The organism is Streptomyces asiaticus, from assembly GCF_018138715.1.
Lineage (GTDB): Bacteria > Actinomycetota > Actinomycetes > Streptomycetales > Streptomycetaceae > Streptomyces > Streptomyces asiaticus.
In genome coordinates this window covers 4,072,469-4,090,785 of the sequence record NZ_JAGSHX010000006.1, presented here as the reverse complement: position 1 = coordinate 4,090,785, position 18,317 = coordinate 4,072,469, and the positions used below count along the sequence as shown (strand labels likewise).

Below are 18,317 nucleotides of genomic sequence, written 5' to 3'. Positions count from 1 at the left end.
GGTTGGATTTTTGTACGCTACGCGCCCACCCCCAGCGTTGGCAACTAACCAGTTGGTAATCTGAACCCGTGTCTCCCCGGAAAAGCGATGCCACCCGCCGCCGCCTGCTCGACGCGGCCACCGCCGACTTCGCCGCCCATGGCATCGCGGGTGCCCGCGTCGACCGCATCGCGGCCGCCGCGGGCGTCAACAAGGCGCAGCTGTACGCCTACTTCGGGGACAAGCTCGGCCTCTTCGGCGCCGTCTTCCGCCTCCACGCCGACGCCGTCGTCGAGGCCGTGCCGTTCACGGCCGACGACCTCCCCCAGTACGCCGTGCGGCTGTACGAGACCGCCATGGAACGGCCGGAGCTGATCCGCCTGGCCGCCTGGGCCAAGCTCGAAGGAGTGGGCACCGACAACCTGGTGACCAAGTCATCCGCCGTCACCGTCAAACTCGAGGCGATCGCCGAGGCCCAGCGCGCCGGCCGTGTCACCGCCTCGATCGACCCCCCGGACGTCCTCGCGCTGGTCCTCGCCATGGCCCTGACCTGGTCCGCGGCCGGCCTCTCCGCCACCGCCGCCCCCGACGACCCGCCCGAGGCCCACACCCGCCGCAAGCAGGCCCTGGCCCAGGCGGTCGCGGGCGCTTTCGGGGTGCTCAATCCCTGAACGGGTGACATACGGGGCGTTCGCCCCGGCTGAAAGCATCGCGCCAGGAAGGGGAGGCACTGTGACACCTACTGCTGCCGAGGATGCTTTCGGGGCGTTGAGCGCGGCGGCCCCCGAGGGATGGCGCGTGGAGGTCGTCGAAAGTGCGATCCATGTGACGGGTCCCGGCGATGGGGGGCACGCGGGGATCGTGTCGTCCGTGTCCGGTCAGGTGAGGGGCCACCGAAAAGGGCTGGGGTGCTACACCGGTCTCGGCCTCCACCTCCCGGGTACCTCGCCGGAAGGCAGAGGCTTACCCGATCTTGTCATCGCGCCGAAGGGCAGTTTCCGGAACTCCCTGGAGTTCCACGGTCCGGGAGCGGTGATGTTGGTCTGCGAGGTGACGTCGGCTGTGACGGCGGAGAGGGACCGGGGCCCCAAGCTGCGGGGCTACGCGGCGGCGGGCATTCCGTTCTACCTGCTGATCGACCGGGAGCGGAACCAGGCCGTCCTGCACTCCTTGCCCGCTGGGAAGAGGTACACCCGCAAGGTCGAGGTCGACATCTCCCAGCCGCTGTCGCTGCCCGAACCTCTCGGGTTCGACCTGGACACCAGCGAGTTCTGACCCCGTTCCCCTTCAGCGCGGACATGGCCACGGACACGGCGAGGGCCGCCCCGGGTGCGGGGCGGCCCTCGGCGGTGGTGCGCTGGTGGAACCTCAGACGTTGACGCCGAAGTCCTTGGCGATGCCCACCAGGCCGGAGGCGTAGCCCTGGCCCACGGCGCGGAACTTCCACTCCGCGCCGTTGCGGTACAGCTCGCCGAAGACCATGGCGGTCTCGGTGGCGGCGTCCTCGCTCAGGTCGTAGCGGGCGATCTCGGTGCCGCCGGCCTGGTTGACGATGCGGATGAACGCGTTCCGCACCTGGCCGAAGTTCTGGCTACGGGACTCGGCTTCGTAGATCGAGACCGGGAAGACGATCTTCTCCACGTCGGCCGGCAGCCCGGCCAGGTTGACGTTGATCTGCTCGTCGTCGCCCTCGCCCTGGCCGGTGACGTTGTCACCGGTGTGGACGATGGTCTGGTCCGGCGTGGACTTGTTGTTGAAGAACACGAAGTGCTGGTCGGAGTAGACCTTGCCCTGCGTGTTCACGGCGATGGCGCTCGCGTCGAGGTCGAAGTCGGTGCCCGTGGTGGTGCGGACGTCCCAGCCGAGGCCGACCGTGACGGCGGTCAGGCCCGGTGCCTCCTTGGTGAGCGAGACGTTGCCGCCCTTGGACAGGCTTACAGCCATGGGGAGTCCCTTTCGTGGTCTCGATGGTCCGAGGCGACGGGCGAAGCCGTCGTCACCCTCCACAACGCCATGGATGGCCCGACAGGTTCCAGCTCTCTTTACTTTCTTTGCCAAACCCTGATGTCGGGGTACGACGAGATAACAAGATGACGTCGCCGGGGTCGGCAGGCGACCATGGGGACATGCCCGCGCCCTATGTCATCCGAGGTTCGGTCTTCTTGCCGGAGGCCGAGTTGATGTGGCGTTTCTCGCGGTCCTCCGGGCCCGGTGGACAACACGTCAACACCAGCGACAGCCAGGTCGAGCTGCGCTTCGACCTCGCCCGCACCCAGGCGCTGCCGCCCGTATGGAAGGAGCGCGCCCTGGAGCGGCTGGCGGGGCGGCTGGTGGACGGGGTGGTGACCGTACGGGCCTCCGAGCACCGTTCGCAATGGCGTAACCGCGAGACGGCCGCCGTAAGGCTCGCGTCACTGCTCGCGGAGGCGACCGCGCCACCGCCCAAGCCGCGCCGCCCCACCCGGATCCCCCGGGGCATCAACGAGCGGCGGCTGCGCGAGAAGAAGCAGCGGAGCGAGACCAAGCGGGGGCGTACGGGGCGGGGCTGGACGTAGCCCCGGGCCGGGCTGGACGTAGCCCCGGGCCGGGCTGGACGTAGCCCCGGGCCGGGCTGGACGTAGCCCCGGGCCGGGCTGGACGTAGCCCCGGGCCGGGCCGCTCGGGCCGGGCTGCCCGGGCCGCGCGGTCACCGTTCCCCGGTCGCCACGTGTTCGGCGCGGCCCCGCGCCCCAGCTTCTACGGCGTCCCGCGCCCAGCTTCCTCGCCGCCAGCGCCCCAGCTTCTTCGGCGCCCCCTCACCCCAGCGCCCGGTAGCGCCCCCTGAAGTACGTCAGCGGCCCGCCCTCCGCGGCCGGTGCTGCCGCGGCGAGCACCCGGGCCACCACCAGCGTGTGGTCCCCGGCCGTCACCCGCTGCTCGGTGCGGCACTCCAGCGTCGCCAGTGAGCCCACCGCGAGCGGCGCGCCCGTATGCTCGCCCCGCACCACGGACATGTCCTCGAACAGCAATCTGTCGCTGATGCGCCCCTTCATGGCGAATCGTCCCGCGATGTGCCGCTGACTCTCCGACAGGACCGATACCGCCCAGTGGGGCTGTCGCTCCAGGAGCTCGTCCATCCGGGACCCGTTGCGAACGCTCACCATCACCAGCGGCGGGTCAAGTGACACTGACATGAACGCGGTGGCCGTCATGCCGACGTCCTCGCCGCGCGGTCCCTCCTCCGGGTCGTGCGCGGTCACCAGCACCACACCCGCGGTGAACCGCGACAGCGCGGTGCGGAACTCGTCCTCGCTCACCCCACCAGCATGGGGGACGGCGGGCTCGGCTGGGCTGGAAGGAGTCGTCGGGAACACCCTTCGACGCTAACCGCCCCCGGCCGGTCCCCGCATCGGGCCCGGGGACCACTCCGGGCGTAGGTCGCGGGCCGTAAGCCCGGCGCCGGGCCGGGGGTGTCCGGGCTCCCCGGGCGGCCGCCTTGCAAGGCCAGGCGCCCTCGTTCCGGGATTTGCGATCACAAAAACTAGGAGCGCTCCCACCCGCTCGGTTGAAGAAGTGAACACGGTCTGTGACATGAGTCACAGCAGGCAGTAATTGTTGACCCTGTGTACCGAGTGGGCAGCTCGCTGTGATTCAGTGGCCGTGGCAATCGGACGACAAGACGCCAGGAGTTTGCTGTCGAGGTCTCGGGGGAGTGCGATCGATGGAGACCGAGTCGGAGCCGTACATCCGCCTTGCGACCCTGCGGCAGCTGCACCAGGTGGTCGCCGATCTGAACACCGCTCGCAGCTTCGCCGACACGCTCCAGGCCGTCGCCGACGGCGTCATCGCCGGGCTCGGCTTCGAGCTGTCGGCCGTCAACCTCGTCCGCCCCGACGGTGACCTCGTCGTCGCCGCGGTCGGCGGCAGCGCCGGGGCCGAGGCGCTGATGGCCGGGCGGGTCGGCTCCCGCTCCTCCTGGGAGCGTCGGCTGTCCATGGGCGAGCGCTGGGGCGATCTGCGCTTCATCCCGTACAGCGAGGGCTGGGTCCTCGACGACGACGACGTCCCGCAGTGGCACACCCCGGGACCCGCCCCCCGCTTCCCCGACGAATGGCATCCGATGGACCGCCTGTTCGCCCCGCTCTACGCGGCGGGCGCCTCCGGCGGCGAGCTCATCGGCGTCCTGTCCGTCGACAAACCGCGCAACGGCCGCCACCCCGGCGCCTGGGGCCGCGAGGCCCTCCAGATGTACGCCTTCCACGCCGCCGTCGCGATCGGCAACGCCCGGCTGCGCGGCAATATGCAGCGCGCCCTGCTGCGCCTGGAGCGCGAGCAGCAGGCGCTCCGCGCCAGCGAGGAGTCCTTCCGGCAGGCGTTCGAGTACGCGCCCAGCGGGATGGCCATCGCCGAGATGGGCGGCGACCAGCACGGCCGGCTGCTGCGCACCAACGACGCCCTGTGCCGGCTGCTGGGCCGCCCGGCCTCCGCGATGCGCCGCTTCTCCTTCTCCGACCTGGTCCACCCCGAGGACATCGGCACCCTGCTGCGCACCTCCGCCGAGGGCGGCCGCGCCGAGCTGCGGCTGGCCCGCCGCGACGGTTCGTACGTCTGGGTCTCGCTGCGCAACTCGGTGGTGGCCGACGCCGCCGACGGCCCGCGCTTCCTGCTCACCCATGTCGAGGACATCGAGGAGCGGAAGCGCCATGAGCTCCAGCTCGCCCACCGCGCCAGCCATGACTCGCTGACCGGCCTGCCCAACAGCGCCGAGCTGCGCGCCCGGCTCGCCGCCCGGCTGTGCGCCACCCCGCCCCGGCCGGGCGGGGGGTACGAGGACGGGGGCGCCGCGGACGGCGGTGCCGCGGGCTCCGCCGGGGTCTATGTGGACGCGGCGGGGCATCTGCACGGCTTCGACGAGTTCGAGTGCTTCGGCACCCCGCCCCCGGTCGAGACCGCCCCGTTCGATGGTCATGTGCACACCGTCCCGCCCAACGAGGACTCCGACATCGACGACGGCCACAAGGGGCTCGCGGTGCTCTTCTGCGACCTCGACGGCTTCAAGTCCATCAACGACCGGTTCGGGCACCACGCGGGCGACGCCGTGCTCATCGAGGTCGCCCGGCGGCTGACCAACGGAGTGCGGGAAGGGGACACGGTCGCCCGCCTCGGTGGTGACGAGTTCGTCGTCCTCGCCGACGGCCTCGGCCGGGCCGACGCGGCTGACCTGGCGGTGCGGCTGCGGAACGCGATCATTCCGCCCATCCGGGTGGACGGCCGCGCGGTCCGGGTCGGCGCCAGCTTCGGTATCGGGTGGGCGGGCTGCGGAATGTCGGCCGAAGAGGTTCTGCACTCCGCTGACCAGCGGATGTACATCGAGAAGCGGTCCCGTTCCAAGGAGCGCCGCCGGGCCGGATGAGGTAGGGGGCCGGTCGGGCGCGGTAGGCTGCGCCGATGCGGCCCTGCCGCCGACAGTGAACCGATCATGAATATTGGCCATCCGGACAGCACACGCCCTGTTGAGGCCCTCTCGACCCTGATATGAGCTGTCGTGGCGCGTTCTGATCCCGCGCCGATGGCCATATGCATAGGGGAGTGACGAGGGATGACGGCCGGCAACAACGGCTCGGGCACACCGGAGAACGACGACCCGTTCGCGTACCTGTATCGCTCGGAGGGCGATCAAGGGAACGAGGGCGGTCAGTCGGGCCAGCCGGGTGCCGCCCCCCGTACCGGTGGCTACGGCTACCCAGGCCCGGCTCAGCCGGGGGTCCCCCGCACCTCGTACAACCAGGTCCGCGCGGTGGGTGAGCGCACCTACGGCCAGCAGATCCCGAACCAGCAGCCGCAGGGCTACGGCCAGCAGGGCGGCTACGGTCGGCAGAACGCCCACTACGCCGCCCCCGAGACCCTGCCCGGCGGCGCCCCCCGCCAGCCCGGTGCGGCCGCCCCGCGCGGCGGCCATGGCGGAGGCGGCCGGGGCCCCAACAACAAGGGGCTGCTCATCGGCGCCATCGCCGTGGTCGCGGTGGTCCTCGTGGGCATCGGCGTCGCCATGATCACCAACGGTGACGACAACAAGGACGACAAGGCCGACCCGGCCGGCCAGCCCACGGCAGGCTCCAGCGTCCAGCCCAGCGAGCCCTCCGGGCCCTCCAAGGGCCCGGGCGACGAGAAGCTGCCCACCGAGGACGCCGCGAAGATGAAGCTGACCGGCGGCGCGGCCCCCGCGAGCGACATCAAGGGCGCCAAGGCCGCGGGCGGCACCTACGTGGGCGGGCTCAACACCCCGGGTTCGTCCGCGACCTGGAACGTGGACGTGGCCAAGGCGAAGTCCTACCGGCTGTACGTCACCTACGGCGTGCCCGGCGAGGACCAGAGCATGTCGCTGACGATCAACGGCAAGAAGGAGACGCGGCCGCTCAACATGAAGAACTTCTCGGGCGGGCCGAAGGGTGACTACGAGAAGGGCTGGACGGAGACCTGGTCGATCGTCCAGCTCACGAAGGGTACTAATACGATCACCCTGTCGTGTGACCCCGGCGACAAGTGCGATGCCAACCTCGATCAGATGTGGCTCGCCAAGGCCAAGGGTTAGCCAAGGGCTGGGTGGTGTCCGGCGGTACGCGTACGCCTGCGGCGGCCTGCTCCCCTCCCCGCCCCTTCCCACAGCTGGGGCTCTGCCCCAGGCCCCGCTCCTCAAGCGCCGGAGGGGCTGGAAGGTGCGGCTCTGCCCCAGGCCCCGCTCCTCAAGCGCCGGAGGGGCTGGGTGGGGCTCCGCCCCCGGGGTCCAGTGGCGAAGCCCCTGCCGCGTGGCGGAGCCGCCGGACACCCCGTAGGGCCGGGGCGGGGCTCGGTGGTTGGTCAGGCCGCCGCCGGGTGCTCCGTCACCTCGATCCGCGCCAGCGCCTCCTCGTAGACCGCACGGTCGAACTCGCCCGCCACCGGGGCCCTTACGGCGGCGGCCGACAGGGCGACGGCGCGGGCCAGCCGGTCCGGCCAGGGCGCCTCCTCGACCAGCCCGGACAGCAGCCCCGCGACCGCCGCGTCCCCGGCGCCCGTCGGATTGCCCGTCAGCCGGCGCGGTGGGGTGGCGCGCCAGGCGCCGTGGGCGGTGACCATGAGCATGCCGTCGGGGCCCAGCGAGGCGGCCACCGCGCGTGCCCCGCGCCGCCGGGCGTCGCGCGCGGCGCGCAGCGGGTCGGTGGAGCCGGTGAGCCCGGCGAGCTCATCGGCGTTGGGCTTGACGAGATGGGGGCGGGCGGCGACGCCCCGGCGCAGCGGTTCGCCGCTGGTGTCCAGCAGCGTGGGCACGCCCGCCGCGTGCGCCTCCCGGATGAGCTGGGCGTACGTCCCGACGGGGACCCCGGGCGGCAGACTGCCGCACAGCGCGACCGCCGACGCCTCGCGCAGCAGCCGGCCGTAACTGTCCATGAAGGTGGACCACTCGGGGGTGGTGACGATCGGGCCCGGCTCGTTGAGCTGGGTGGTGTCGCCGGTGGCGGCGTCCACGACGCCGATGGTGCGCCGGGTGGTGCCGGCGATCGGGACCAGCGCGTCGGTGATCGTGCCGCGAGGGGCCTTGGGGCCGCCGCCGGGCGTGGCGAACTCGGCGAGCAGCTGCCGCAGCACCGCCCCGGTGACCCCGCCGACGAAGCCGGTGACGACGGTGTCATGGCCCAGCGCGGACAGCACCCGGGCCACGTTGAGGCCCTTGCCGCCGGGCCGTTCGGTGACCTCGGTGACGCGGTGGGTGGTGTGCGGGCGCAGTTCCGGCACCCGGTAGGTGACGTCGAGGGCGGTGTTGAGCGTGACCGTGAGGATCACCCTGGCATCCCCTCTCCCGTCCCCCGCCGGACGGAGACTCCTGTGCTGAATGCGACTGTGTGCCGAGCCGTGCGTACCCGAGTTGTGCCTGCCCGTTCCCGTGCCCGAGCGATCATGCCAAAACGAGTGGCTTCGGCCCAGACCTCCGCGTCGTTCCGGACAGCGTCCGACAGTGGCAACACACCGTCACCACCCTCTGGAATCGGGGCACTTCAGCTCAGTTCGGGATGGACCACCCAAGCACCTCGGCGCATCACGCCTCGCAGTCGGAAGTCGTCGTCGAGCACGACGAGATCGGCGTCCTTGCCGGGCTCGAGCGAACCCACCCGGTCGGCGATGCCCAGCACCCGGGCGGGGGTCGCGGACAGCGCCCTTACGGCCGCCTCGACGCCGAGCCCGTCGATCGTGACGGCCCGCCGGAAGGCCCGGTCCAGGGTGAGGGTGGAGCCGGCGATGGAACCGGCCGTCGGTCCGTCGCTGATCCGTGCGACACCGTCCTTGACCTCGACCTCCATGGGGCCGAGCGGATAGCGGCCGTCGCTCATGCCCGCCGCGCCCATCGCGTCGGTGATGAAGGCGACCCGGTCCGCGCCCGCCCGGTGGAAGGCCAGCCCCAGGACTGCGGGGTGCAGATGGGTGCCGTCGTTGATCAGCTCCACGGTGATCCGCTCGTCCTCCAGCAGCGCGGCCACCGGGCCGGGGGAGCGGTGCAGCAGCGACGGCATCGCGTTGAACAGGTGGGTCGCCACGGTCGCGCCCGCCTCGACGGCCTCCAGCGTCGCCTCGTACGTCGAGTCGGTGTGGCCGACGGCCGCGAGGACCCCGCTGTCGGCCAGCAGCCGTACGGACTCCAGCCCGCCCGGCAGCTCGGGGGCGAGGGTCATCATCCGCGCGGTGCCGCGCGCCGCGTCCACCAGCTTGCGCACATCCGCCGGATCGGGCGCGCGCAGCAGCGAGGGCTGGTGGGCGCCGCAGCGGTCGGGGGAGATGAACGGCCCCTCGAAGTGGATGCCCGCCAACTCGCCCTGCTCCACCAGCTCCGAGAGGGCGGCGGCCTGCCGGGCGAGGTCGTCCAGGTCGCCGGTGACGGTGGAGGCGAGCATCGTGGTGGTGCCGTGCCGCCGGTGCGTACCAATGGCGGTCAGGGCCTCCTCGGGGGTGCCCGCCGAGAACGAGGCGCCGCCGCCGCCGTGCACATGCAGATCCACGAAGCCGGGGACGATCCAGCCGCCTGCCAGGTCGAGCGCCCGCTCGCCGCCGGAATCCGCCTGGCCGGGCGCGGAATCCCCCGCGGGCCCGGCCGCTGGCTCCGTCGCGAGCCCGGCCGCTGGTCCCCCCGTGGGCTCGGCCGCTGGTCCCCCCGCGGGTCCGGCTGCCGGTCCCGCCGCCGTGATGCGCGTGCCCTCGACCGTCACCCGCCCGTTGTCGACCACGCCGTCCGGCAGGACCACCCGGGCGCCGGTGAGATGCGTTCGCTGGACCATCAGGCGGTAACCTCCGTGGAGAGTCGGTCCCAGGCGAGCAGACCCGCGCCCAGGCAGCCGGCGGTGTCCCCGAGGGCCGCCGGGACGATACGGGGGAGCTGCTGGAAGGTGAGCCGCTCCTCGACCGCGGTGCGCAGCGGCGCGAACAGCGTCTCCCCGGCCTCGGCCAGCCCACCGCCGACGATCAGCACACCGGGGTCCAGCAGGGTGAGGCCGGTGACCAGGCCGTCGGCGAGCGCGCCCACCATCTCCCCCCACGCGGCCACGGCCCTGGGATCGCCGGACCGGACGGCCTTGGCGCAGTCGGCGGCGTCGGCGGCCGGATCGCCGCTTGCGGCGGCCCAGGCGCGGCCCACCGCGGCCGCCGAGGCGAGCGTCTCCAGACAGCCGGACTGACCGCAGCCGCAGGCGGCGCCGCCCGGCCGGACGACGATGTGGCCGATCTCGCCGGAGGAGCCATGGGCCCCGGGGTCGATGCGTCCGTCGACACCGATGGCGCCCGCGATGCCGGTGCCGACGGAGACGAACAGGAAGCGCCGGGCGCCCTCGCCCGCTCCTATGCGCCCCTCGGCCAGCCCGCCCAGCCGGACGTCATGGCCGAGCGCGACCGGGATCCCGCCCAGCCGCTCGGTGAGCAGCGCACGCAGCGGGACGTCGCTCCAGCCGAGGTTGGCGGCGAAGACGGCCACCCCGCGGTCCTCGTCCAGGACCCCGGGCACGCCGACCCCCGCGGCCAGCGGGGGCCCGCCGAACCGCCGCTCGCCGATCTCGCGCAGCTCGGCGGCGAAGTCGAGGATCGCGGCCACGACCGCCTCGGGCCCGCGCTCCCGCTCGGTGGGCCTCCTGGCCTCGTGGAGGAGTGTGGTGTCCGCCCCGACCAGGGCGGCCTTCATACCGGTGCCGCCCACATCCAGGGCGATGACGTGTTTCACATGGAACAGTCTCGCGCGATCCACCATGAGAGGTCTAGTCCACTCGCCGCTTCTCGTCGGGAGTTCACGCCGTCGCCCGTGGTGGAGTTGGTGTGAACCAATCCCTCCGTTTGTGGCTGGGTGACACATCCCACTTACGCGTGTAGCACCTCGCTCACCTGGGCATTTGGGCTCCGATACCGAAGCGATATGCCCATGGTGTAGACCTTGTGGAGGTTTGCAAGGCAGACTCGCTCGACCTCGGGGGAGGACCCTTGAGGATGAAACAAGCCATAGGGTGGGAAAACAGCGGTGCAGCGGCGACGGTTCTTGGGTCTGACAACGGCGGGTGTCGCGGCGGTGGCGACGGCACCAGGACTCACGGCCTGCGGCAGCGAAGGCTCCGGCTCCGGCGGTGATGTCACCTTGAAGGTGGTCGCGGCCGACTACGGCGACAGCATCGCCAACAGCTCTCAGAAGTACTGGAACAAGGTGGTCCGGGCCTTCGAGGCCAAGAACAGCGGCCTCAAGGTCGACGTCAAGGTCTACAGCTGGACCGAGGTGGACCGGCGGGTGGCCGAGATGGTCAAGAACGGTCAGGCCCCGGACATCGCACAGATCGGCGCGTACGCCGACTACGCCGCGCAGGGCAAGCTCTACCGCGCCGACGAGATGCTCTCCATCCCCACCCAGGCCGGTTTCATCACCTCGATCGCCCATGCGGGTGAGGTGCGGCGGGTGCAGTACGGAGTGCCGTTCGTGGCCAGCGCCCGGCTGCTCTTCTACAACAAGAAGCTCTTCGACCGGGCCGGGATATCCTCCGCCCCCACCAGCTGGGACGAGCTCAAGGAGGCGGCCGTCCGGCTCAAGGCCAACGGGGTGAAGATCCCGTACGGGCTGCCGCTCGGCCCCGAGGAGTGCCAGGCCGAGACCATGATGTGGATGCTCAGCGGCGGTGGCGGCTACACCGACCCCAACGGCAGCTACACCATCGACTCCACCCAGAACATCGAGGCCTTCGAATGGCTGCGCGACGAACTCGTCGGCGCGGACCTCACCGGCCCCGGCTCCCCCGCCCGCACCAACCGGCAGGACACCTTCGACGCCTTCGCCCGCGGCGAGGTCGGCATGCTCAACGGCCACCCCACCCTGATGCAGCAGGCGTCCGGCCACGGCATCGCCTACGGCACCGCGCCGCTGCCCGGCCGCAGGGGCAAGTCCCCGTCGACGATGGGCGTCGCCGACTGGCTGATGGCCTTCAAGCAGAACGGCCACCGTAAGGAGATCGGGAAGTTCCTCGACTTCGTCTACACCGAGAACAACGTGCTGGACTTCGTCACCGAGTACGACCTGCTGCCGGTGACCACCGCCGTCGAGCAGACGATGCTCGGCGACCGTGAGTACAAGCGGCTGTGGCGGTTCCTGGACGAGCTGGAGACCGCGGAGTTCTACCCGGCCGACAAGACCTCCTGGGCGGAGGTCAGCAAGCTGATCAAGCAGAAGATCGGCTCGACCGTGGCCAAGGGCGGCGACCCGGCGAGCGTGCTGGGCCAGATCCAGCGCGAGGCCGACGCCATGGAGAATGCGGGGGCATGAAGACGCCATGGAGAATGCCGGGGCATGACAGACGCCATGGAGAATGCGGGGGCATGACAGTGGACACGCCCGACCCCGGCCCTTCCGAAGACCCCGCCGACCAGGTCGGGGAAGAGGAGCCGGGCGCGGATGCCGGGCTGTCGGAGCGCGACCTGGCCGTCCTCGCCGTGGAACGGCGCGGCTGGCCGGGCCCCGGCGCCAAGGAGCGGGCGATACGGGAGGGGTTGGGCCTCTCCCCGACCCGCTACTACCAGCTGCTGAACGCGCTGCTTGACGACCCCAGGGCCCTGGAGCACGACCCGGTGACCGTCAACCGGCTGCGCCGGATCAGGGACGAGCGCCGCGGAAGGCGTTGACGCGCCTCGGGGCGGGACGGCCGGACCCGTGCACTGACGGGACGGCGGGAACCGGTCGCTGACGGGACGGCCGGAACCGTGCGTCGGCGGGGGCGGGGCCCTGCACCGGCGGGGGCGGGGCCCTTCACCGGCGGGGCGATCGTGGGGGCTGGTCACCGGTGGGGCGGCCGTGGGGCCGTTCACCGGTCGGCGTCCGTGGCGCGTTCGCCGGCCGGGCACGCGCAAGCCCTTCACCGGCCGGGCGCCCGGGGGTCGTTCACCGGCTGGGCGTCCGTGGCGCGTTCACCGGGGGGACGGCCGGGCGGAGCCCGACGTGTTGCCGGGCCCGGTAGGGTCGCTGCCATGGGCAGCGCTATGGGAAGTCACCCCGTCCCCGTACCCACCACCTCCGCCGGTCGTGAGGGCCTCGTCGCCCTCCTCGCACGGCCCGGACGCGCCGTCGTCGGACTCGACTTCGACGGCACCCTCGCCGAGATCGTCCCCGACCCCGACCAGGCCCGCGCCCACCCCGGCGCCGTCCCCGCGCTCTCCCGGCTGGCCCCGCGGATCCGCTCGGTCGCGGTGATCACCGGGCGCCCGGCCGAGATCGCCGTACGGTACGGCGGCTTCGCCGGGGCCGAGGGGCTGGACGGGCTCGTCGTCCTCGGCCTCTACGGCGCCGAGCGCTGGGACGCGGGCAGCGGCGAGGTCCAGGCGCCCGACCCGCACCCCGGCGTCGCCGCCGTCCAGGCCGAACTCCCCGCCGTCCTCGAGGAGCACGGCGCCTCGCGCGGTACGTGGATCGAGGACAAGGGCCGCGCCGTCGCCGTCCACACCCGCCGTGCCGAGGACCCCCAGGCCACGTTCGAGCGGCTGCGCGCGCCGCTGCACGCGCTCGCCGAGCGCCATGGGCTGATCGTCGAGCCCGGCCGACTGGTGCTGGAGCTGCGGCCGCCGGGCATGGACAAGGGCGTCGCGCTCATCGACTACGTACGACGGACGGGCGCGGAAGCCGTGCTCTACGCGGGCGACGACCTGGGCGACCTGGCCGCGTTCGCGGCGGTGGAGCGGCTGCGCGAGGAGGGTGTGCCGGGGCTGCTGGTGTGCAGCGGCAGCACGGAGGTGACCGAGCTCGCGAAACGGGCCGACCTGGTGGTCGACGGTCCGGCGGGCGTGGTGGACCTGCTGTCGGCTCTGGCGGCCGCCGTCAGCGACGAAGCCGCGTAGGGCTGGGCGGGACAGCGCCCGCCCGGCATCCGGATCGTGTCAGGCACCCGGATCGTGTCAGGCACCCGGATCGTGTCAGGCGCCCGGATCGCGCCTGTAAGCCGGATCGCGCCCGTAAGCCGGGCCGCGCCCGTAAGCCGGGCCGCGCCCGTAAGCCGGGCCGCGCCTGGCGCCCGGGTCACGCTACTCACCCGGACCGAGCCGTCACAGCGCCCGCAGCTGCGCCAGGAACCATGCCTGTGGCGGTAGCGCGGTCGCCGCGGCGGCGAGCCGCTTCGTGCGGTCCGCGCGCTCGTCGTCGCTCATGCGCAGCGCCTCATGCAGCGCGCGGGCCGTGCCCTCCACGTCGTACGGGTTCACCACCAGCGCGTCCTCGCCCAGCTCGGCGTAAGCGCCCGCCTCCCGGGACAGCACCAGCGCGCAGCCCCGCCCGGAGACCACCGGGACCTCCTTGGCCACCAGGTTCATCCCGTCCCGGATGGGGTTGACCAGGGCCACGTCCGCCAGCCGGTAGGCCGCGAGGGACCGGGCGAAGTCGTCCTTCACATGCAGGGCGACCGGGGTCCAGCCCTCCGTGCCGTACTCCTCGTTGATCTCGTCCGCGATCCGCCGCACCCGCTCGGTGTAGTCGCGGTAGACCGCGAGGTCCTGGCGCGAGGGGTAGGCGAACGCGACGTGCACCACGCGCTCGCGCCACTCGGGGCGGGTCTCCAGCAGCCGCCGGTAAGCCAGCAGCCCGCGCACGATGTTCTTGGACAGCTCGGTGCGGTCCACCCGGACGATCGACTTCCGGCCCGGCCCGATCTGCGCCCGCAGAGTGCTCAGCCGTTCGTCCACATCGGGCTGGCGCGACCGCTCCCGCAGGAAGTCCGCGTCGGCGCCCAGGCCGTGGACGCCCAGCCGGGTCTCCCGGCCCTCGAAGCGCACGGCCGTCACCCTGCCGCCACCGCCACCGCCACCGCTAGCGCCACCGCTACCGTCGCCGTCGCGGACGATCTCCGCGCCCAGCACCGCCGCGCAGCAGTCGGCGAAGGCGGTGGCCCAGCGCTCGGTGAGGAAGGCGGCGCGGTCGCCGCCGAGGATGCCGCGCAGCACACCCGCCGCGACGTCGTCCGGCAGCAGCCGGTAGTAGTCCGGCGGGGCCCACGGGGTGTGGGAGAAGTGACCGATCCGCAGATCGGGGCGGCGCTCGCGGAGCATCGCGGGCACCAGCGCCAGGTGGTAGTCCTGCACCAGGACGACGGCCTCGTCCACCGCCTCCTGGGCGAGCGCGTCCGCGAAGGCCGCGTTATAGCTCTCGTAGGCCGCCCACTGCTCGGCGAACTCCGCGTCGAAGACCGGCTCGACCGGGGTCTGGTAGAGCAGATGGTGGACGAACCACAGCACCGAATTGGCGACGCCGTTGTACGCGGCGGCGAAGACGTCCGGCGCGATGTCGAGCATCCGCACCTGCTGGCCGCCGGTGTCACCGGGGTTCAGATGGCTGTCCCCGGCCCGCCGGGCCGCCTCGCGGTCGCCCTTGCCGAGCGCCGCGCACACCCACACCCCGCCCGACTCGGGGCCGATCGCGCTGAGCCCGGAGACCAGCCCGCCACCGCCGCGCCGGGCGGTGAGCGAGCCGTCCTCGGCCAGGGTGTACGAGACCGGGCCGCGGTTGGACGCGACCAGGATCGGGGCGGTGCGCGGAACTGCCATGTCGCGAGCCTAGCCAGACGCGGCCCCGCGCAAACGTACGTACGGTTTCTTGCCCCGTAGGTGCTATTCCGGTTCCGGCCACGTAAGCGCCGAGGCGCCATCCCGCGCGGACGCCGAGCCGTGGACGCCGAGGCGCCACCCTCCGCGGACGCCGAGCCGCGGGCGCCGAGCCGTGGGCGACCAGCCGCCGTCACTCCGTGGGCGCCCAGCCGCGGCCCGGCGTCACGCCGCGCGCCGCGCCGTGTACTCCGGGACCTCGATCATCGGCGGCCGCTCCTCGGTGTCCACCGCCGTGGTGCGCGGCTCGAAGCCGTTCTCGCCCCGGTCGAACTGGGTCAGCCGCGGCCGCACCAAGTGGCCCCGGGCCAGCCGTAGCTGCGCGGTGCGGTAGATCGCGGCCGCCATCCGGCCGAGCGCCTGCCCGTCCTGGTGGCGGTGTTTGCGCACCCCGATGTCCACCTGGCCGAGCGCGTCGAGCCCCACCGTGTGCAGCGCGTCCACCAATAGCCCGAGCTCGACGCCGTAGCCGACTGGGAAGGGCAGCCGCTCCAGCAGCGAGCGGCGCGCCGCGTACTCGCCGCCCAGCGGCTGGACGAATCCGGCCAGCTGGGGCCAGTGCAGATTCAGCAGCGGGCGGGCGACCAGTTCGGTGACCCGGCCGCCCTGGCCCGCCATCTCGCCGAGCGGGCGGTCGTACATGCCCTTCACCAGGTGCAGCGTGGGGTCGGTCAGCAGCGGACCGATGATCCCCGAGACAAAGCGCGGTTCGAATTCCCGCAGGTCGGCGTCGATGAAGCAGACGATGTCGCCGCTGGTGGCCAGCAGGGACCGCCACAGCACCTCGCCCTTGCCGGGCAGCGCGGGCAGCCGGGGCAGCAGCGAGTCGCGGGGGACGACGGTGGCGCCCGCCGCCGCGGCGACCTCGGCGGTGCGGTCCGTGGAACCGGAGTCCAGCACCACCAGCTCATCCACCAGCGGCATCGCCTCGCCCATCAGCTCACGCCGGATCGTGTCGGCGATCTCGCCGACCGTGGCCTCCTCGTTCAGGGCGGGCAGGACCACGCTCACCGTCGTCGCCGCGGACCGCTTCGCGGCCAGCAGGCGATCCAGCGGACGGTCGTCGGCAGACCAGGAGCGGCGCTTCAGCCAGCGCTCCACCTCATCCAGCACCTGTGTGTCTCCCTGTTGTGGTCGCTGTGACCCATCTCGCGCATCGGACGGCTACCTCAACCATCCGGGCCTTCGGTTACAGTCTTGAACAACGCACATGGCCGTCGTATGTCGGGGTCGACCTCGACGTTTACCGACGTACTGACGACGCTGGTGCTGACAAACGCCCCGGGTCCGCCCGGTGCCATACCGCTCATCCAGAGGGGCAGAGGGAACGGCCCGTTGAAGCCCCGGCAACCCTCCAGCTGATCTCGCATTCCGCAGCGAGGCTCCCAGCTCGGGAAGGTGCCAATTCCGTCTCGTGGCGAAATGCGTCGCGAGGAAGATGAGGAGAAAGGGCCTCGCCATCCATGGCTGTGCAGTCAGTAGAAAGCTCAACGACCTCCTCCACCTCCGGTGCCTTCGGCCCCGCCGTCGCATTGTCCTGCCGGGAGTGCGGTGAGCGCTTCGAGCTGGGTCCGATCTTCGCGTGTGAGGCCTGTTTCGGGCCCCTCGAGGTCGCGTACGAGCTCCCGGCCGGCGACCCGGAGGGGCTGCGCCGGCAGATCGAGGCCGGTCCGAACAGCATCTGGCGCTATGCCCCGCTGCTGCCCGTCCCCGCGGACGTGGCGGATCTGCCGAGCCTGAACCCCGGCTTCACCCAGCTGGTCAAGGCCGACAACCTCGCCCGTGAGCTCGGCGTCACCGGTGAGCTGCACATCAAGGACGACTCCGGGAACCCGACCCACTCCTTCAAGGACCGGGTCGTCGCCATCGCCGTCCAGGCCGCCCGCACCTTCGGCTTCACCACCCTCTCCTGCTCCTCCACGGGCAACCTCGCCGGCGCGGTGGGCGCCGCGGCCGCCCGCGCGGGCTTCCGCTCCTGCGTCTTCATCCCGCACGACCTGGAGGCGGGCAAGGTAGTCATGGCCGCGGTCTACGGCGGTGAGCTGGTCGGCATCGAGGGCACCTACGACGACGTCAACCGTTTCTGCAGCGAGCTGATCGGCGACCCTGCGGGTGAGGGCTGGGGCTTCGTCAACGTCAATCTGCGGCCGTACTACGGCGAGGGCTCCAAGACCCTGGCGTACGAGATCTGCGAGCAGCTCGGCTGGCGGCTGCCGGACCAGATCGTCGTCCCGATCGCCTCCGGCTCCCAGCTCACCAAGATCGACAAGGGGCTGAAGGAGCTGATCGCGATCGGTCTGGTCGAGGACCGGCCCTACAAGATCTTCGGCGCCCAGGCCGAGGGCTGCTCCCCGGTCTCCGCCGCCTTCAAGGCCGGCCATGACGTCGTCCGGCCGCAGAAGCCGCGGACCATCGCCAAGTCGCTGGCCATCGGCAATCCCGCGGACGGCCCGTACGTCCTGGACATCGCCCGCCGTACGGGCGGCGCGGTGGAGGACGTGAACGACGAGCAGATCGTCGACGCCATCAAGCTGCTGGCCCGCACCGAGGGGATCTTCGCGGAGACCGCGGGCGGTGTGACCGTCGGCGTGACCAAGAAGCTGATCGAGGACGGTCTGCTCGACCCGTCCCTGACGACCGTCGTGCTCAACACCGGCGACGGCCTCAAGACCCTCGACGCGGTGGCCCCCACCACGGGTCCCTCCGCCATCATCCGCCCCACCCTTGACTCGTTCCGAGAGGCTGGCCTCGCATGAGCGTCAACGTCCGAATCCCGACCATCCTCCGCACCTACACCGGCGGTCAGGCCGAGGTCCCGGCCGAGGGCGCGACCCTCGCCGAGGTCCTGGCGGACCTGGAGAAGAACCACGCGGGCATCTCGGCGCGCGTCCTGGACGACACCGGCAAGCTCCGCCGCTTCGTGAACGTCTACGTCAACGACGACGACGTCCGCTTCGCCGACGGCCTGGCCACGGCGACCCCGGACGGCGCCGGGATCTCGATCATCCCGGCGGTCGCGGGCGGCTGCTGACCTCGCGCCCCCCTCCTCACCTTTGGCATCGCCCCGTCCGGGGACAACCGGACGGGGCGATTCCGTGTGTGGAATCGCGATACAGTTGCCCGGATTCCCCGACGGCTCCGGGGTCGGAGCCACATATGAGAACTCGTCAAGTTGTGCGTAAAGTGTGAGCGCGAATTGTCGGGTTGGTTCCTTGTGTCCGGCCCGGCTTGCC

17 protein-coding genes and 1 riboswitch are annotated in these 18,317 nt (G+C 72.0%); of the genes, 10 read left to right on the top strand and 7 right to left on the bottom strand.

Annotation, left to right across the window (positions count from 1 at the left end; all coding sequences use genetic code 11):
- Window positions 1–68: 68 nt before the first annotated feature.
- Together KHP12_RS24635 and KHP12_RS24630 are read left to right on the top strand one after the other, a co-directional pair.
- Window positions 69–650: a TetR/AcrR family transcriptional regulator gene (locus KHP12_RS24635; RefSeq protein ID WP_086886544.1), complete on the top strand. Its 582-nt coding sequence runs from the start codon at window positions 69–71 to the stop codon at window positions 648–650.
- A gap of 4 nt (window positions 651–654) precedes the next feature.
- Window positions 655–1,254: a Uma2 family endonuclease gene (locus KHP12_RS24630; RefSeq protein WP_308289505.1), complete on the top strand. Its 600-nt coding sequence runs from the start codon at window positions 655–657 to the stop codon at window positions 1,252–1,254.
- Between the two features lie 93 nt (window positions 1,255–1,347).
- Here the strand turns inward: KHP12_RS24630 and KHP12_RS24625 are convergent, their stop codons facing one another.
- A complete protein-coding gene (locus KHP12_RS24625) occupies window positions 1,348–1,923 on the bottom strand; it encodes a TerD family protein (protein WP_037956321.1) in 576 nt (191 codons plus the stop codon).
- A gap of 182 nt (window positions 1,924–2,105) precedes the next feature.
- Here KHP12_RS24625 and arfB point away from each other — a divergent pair, with 182 nt between their 5' ends.
- Window positions 2,106–2,534 (top strand): alternative ribosome rescue aminoacyl-tRNA hydrolase ArfB, encoded by a 429-nt coding sequence (arfB, locus tag KHP12_RS24620; protein ID WP_037956319.1) that lies wholly within the window; start codon window positions 2,106–2,108, stop codon window positions 2,532–2,534.
- Between the two features lie 240 nt (window positions 2,535–2,774).
- Here arfB and KHP12_RS24615 read toward each other — a convergent pair whose 3' ends face one another.
- On the bottom strand, window positions 2,775–3,275 hold the full coding sequence (locus KHP12_RS24615; protein ID WP_372455227.1) for a flavin reductase family protein: 501 nt from the start codon (window positions 3,273–3,275) through the stop codon (window positions 2,775–2,777).
- A 404-nt stretch (window positions 3,276–3,679) separates the two neighbouring features.
- On the opposite strand from KHP12_RS24615, the gene cdgB reads away from it, so the two are divergent.
- A complete protein-coding gene (gene cdgB / locus KHP12_RS24610) occupies window positions 3,680–5,371 on the top strand; it encodes a diguanylate cyclase CdgB (protein ID WP_210609449.1) in 1,692 nt (563 codons plus the stop codon).
- A 186-nt stretch (window positions 5,372–5,557) separates the two neighbouring features.
- The gene (locus tag KHP12_RS24605; protein ID WP_086886532.1) at window positions 5,558–6,550 is read left to right on the top strand and encodes a CBM35 domain-containing protein; all 993 of its coding nucleotides are present in this window, start codon (window positions 5,558–5,560) and stop codon (window positions 6,548–6,550) included.
- A 266-nt stretch (window positions 6,551–6,816) separates the two neighbouring features.
- Here the strand turns inward: KHP12_RS24605 and KHP12_RS24600 are convergent, their stop codons facing one another.
- From KHP12_RS24600 to KHP12_RS24590, 3 genes are all read right to left on the bottom strand, one after another.
- On the bottom strand, window positions 6,817–7,779 hold the full coding sequence (locus KHP12_RS24600) for a 1-phosphofructokinase family hexose kinase (protein ID WP_211833746.1): 963 nt from the start codon (window positions 7,777–7,779) through the stop codon (window positions 6,817–6,819).
- A 212-nt stretch (window positions 7,780–7,991) separates the two neighbouring features.
- Window positions 7,992–9,263, bottom strand: coding sequence for an N-acetylglucosamine-6-phosphate deacetylase (nagA, locus tag KHP12_RS24595; protein WP_086879910.1), 1,272 nt, complete (start codon window positions 9,261–9,263; stop codon window positions 7,992–7,994).
- The gene (locus KHP12_RS24590) at window positions 9,263–10,195 is read right to left on the bottom strand and encodes an ROK family protein (RefSeq protein ID WP_211833744.1); all 933 of its coding nucleotides are present in this window, start codon (window positions 10,193–10,195) and stop codon (window positions 9,263–9,265) included. The genes nagA and KHP12_RS24590 overlap by 1 nt, the downstream gene beginning before the upstream one ends.
- A 291-nt stretch (window positions 10,196–10,486) precedes the next feature.
- Here KHP12_RS24590 and KHP12_RS24585 point away from each other — a divergent pair, with 291 nt between their 5' ends.
- From KHP12_RS24585 to otsB, 3 genes are all read left to right on the top strand, one after another.
- Complete coding sequence (locus tag KHP12_RS24585; protein WP_086879911.1) at window positions 10,487–11,770, top strand: extracellular solute-binding protein; 1,284 nt, start codon at window positions 10,487–10,489, stop codon at window positions 11,768–11,770.
- A 53-nt stretch (window positions 11,771–11,823) separates the two neighbouring features.
- Window positions 11,824–12,126, top strand: coding sequence for a DUF3263 domain-containing protein (locus KHP12_RS24580; RefSeq protein WP_086879912.1), 303 nt, complete (start codon window positions 11,824–11,826; stop codon window positions 12,124–12,126).
- A gap of 354 nt (window positions 12,127–12,480) precedes the next feature.
- Window positions 12,481–13,332: a trehalose-phosphatase gene (gene otsB, locus KHP12_RS24575; protein WP_106969203.1), complete on the top strand. Its 852-nt coding sequence runs from the start codon at window positions 12,481–12,483 to the stop codon at window positions 13,330–13,332.
- Window positions 13,333–13,536: 204 nt separating this feature from the next.
- Here the strand turns inward: otsB and KHP12_RS24570 are convergent, their stop codons facing one another.
- Both KHP12_RS24570 and KHP12_RS24565 read right to left on the bottom strand, forming a co-directional pair.
- Window positions 13,537–15,027 (bottom strand): alpha,alpha-trehalose-phosphate synthase (UDP-forming), encoded by a 1,491-nt coding sequence (locus KHP12_RS24570; RefSeq protein ID WP_211833741.1) that lies wholly within the window; start codon window positions 15,025–15,027, stop codon window positions 13,537–13,539.
- A gap of 222 nt (window positions 15,028–15,249) precedes the next feature.
- Window positions 15,250–16,197 carry a glucosyl-3-phosphoglycerate synthase gene (locus KHP12_RS24565; protein WP_086885900.1) on the bottom strand — a complete coding sequence of 316 codons (948 nt, stop codon included), beginning with the start codon at window positions 16,195–16,197 and terminating at the stop codon, window positions 15,250–15,252.
- 190 nt (window positions 16,198–16,387) lie between these two features.
- A riboswitch (SAM riboswitch) is annotated at window positions 16,388–16,529 on the top strand.
- Window positions 16,530–16,547: 18 nt separating this feature from the next.
- Here KHP12_RS24565 and thrC point away from each other — a divergent pair.
- Both thrC and KHP12_RS24555 read left to right on the top strand, forming a co-directional pair.
- Window positions 16,548–17,840: a threonine synthase gene (gene thrC, locus KHP12_RS24560; protein WP_086885899.1), complete on the top strand. Its 1,293-nt coding sequence runs from the start codon at window positions 16,548–16,550 to the stop codon at window positions 17,838–17,840.
- The gene (locus KHP12_RS24555) at window positions 17,837–18,115 is read left to right on the top strand and encodes a MoaD/ThiS family protein (RefSeq protein ID WP_037960442.1); all 279 of its coding nucleotides are present in this window, start codon (window positions 17,837–17,839) and stop codon (window positions 18,113–18,115) included. Before thrC ends, KHP12_RS24555 begins: the two co-directional genes overlap by 4 nt.
- Window positions 18,116–18,317 lie beyond the last annotated feature (202 nt).

Coding starts and splice junctions, on each gene's coding strand:
- KHP12_RS24555 (WP_037960442.1), top strand. CDS start 17,837: ATGAGCGTCAACGTCCGAATCCCGACCATCCTCCGCACCTACACCGGC.
- arfB (WP_037956319.1), top strand. CDS start 2,106: ATGCCCGCGCCCTATGTCATCCGAGGTTCGGTCTTCTTGCCGGAGGCC.
- KHP12_RS24570 (WP_211833741.1), bottom strand. CDS start 15,027: ATGGCAGTTCCGCGCACCGCCCCGATCCTGGTCGCGTCCAACCGCGGC.
- otsB (WP_106969203.1), top strand. CDS start 12,481: ATGGGAAGTCACCCCGTCCCCGTACCCACCACCTCCGCCGGTCGTGAG.
- KHP12_RS24605 (WP_086886532.1), top strand. CDS start 5,558: ATGACGGCCGGCAACAACGGCTCGGGCACACCGGAGAACGACGACCCG.
- nagA (WP_086879910.1), bottom strand. CDS start 9,263: ATGGTCCAGCGAACGCATCTCACCGGCGCCCGGGTGGTCCTGCCGGAC.
- KHP12_RS24625 (WP_037956321.1), bottom strand. CDS start 1,923: ATGGCTGTAAGCCTGTCCAAGGGCGGCAACGTCTCGCTCACCAAGGAG.
- KHP12_RS24580 (WP_086879912.1), top strand. CDS start 11,824: ATGACAGTGGACACGCCCGACCCCGGCCCTTCCGAAGACCCCGCCGAC.
- cdgB (WP_210609449.1), top strand. CDS start 3,680: ATGGAGACCGAGTCGGAGCCGTACATCCGCCTTGCGACCCTGCGGCAG.
- thrC (WP_086885899.1), top strand. CDS start 16,548: ATGGCTGTGCAGTCAGTAGAAAGCTCAACGACCTCCTCCACCTCCGGT.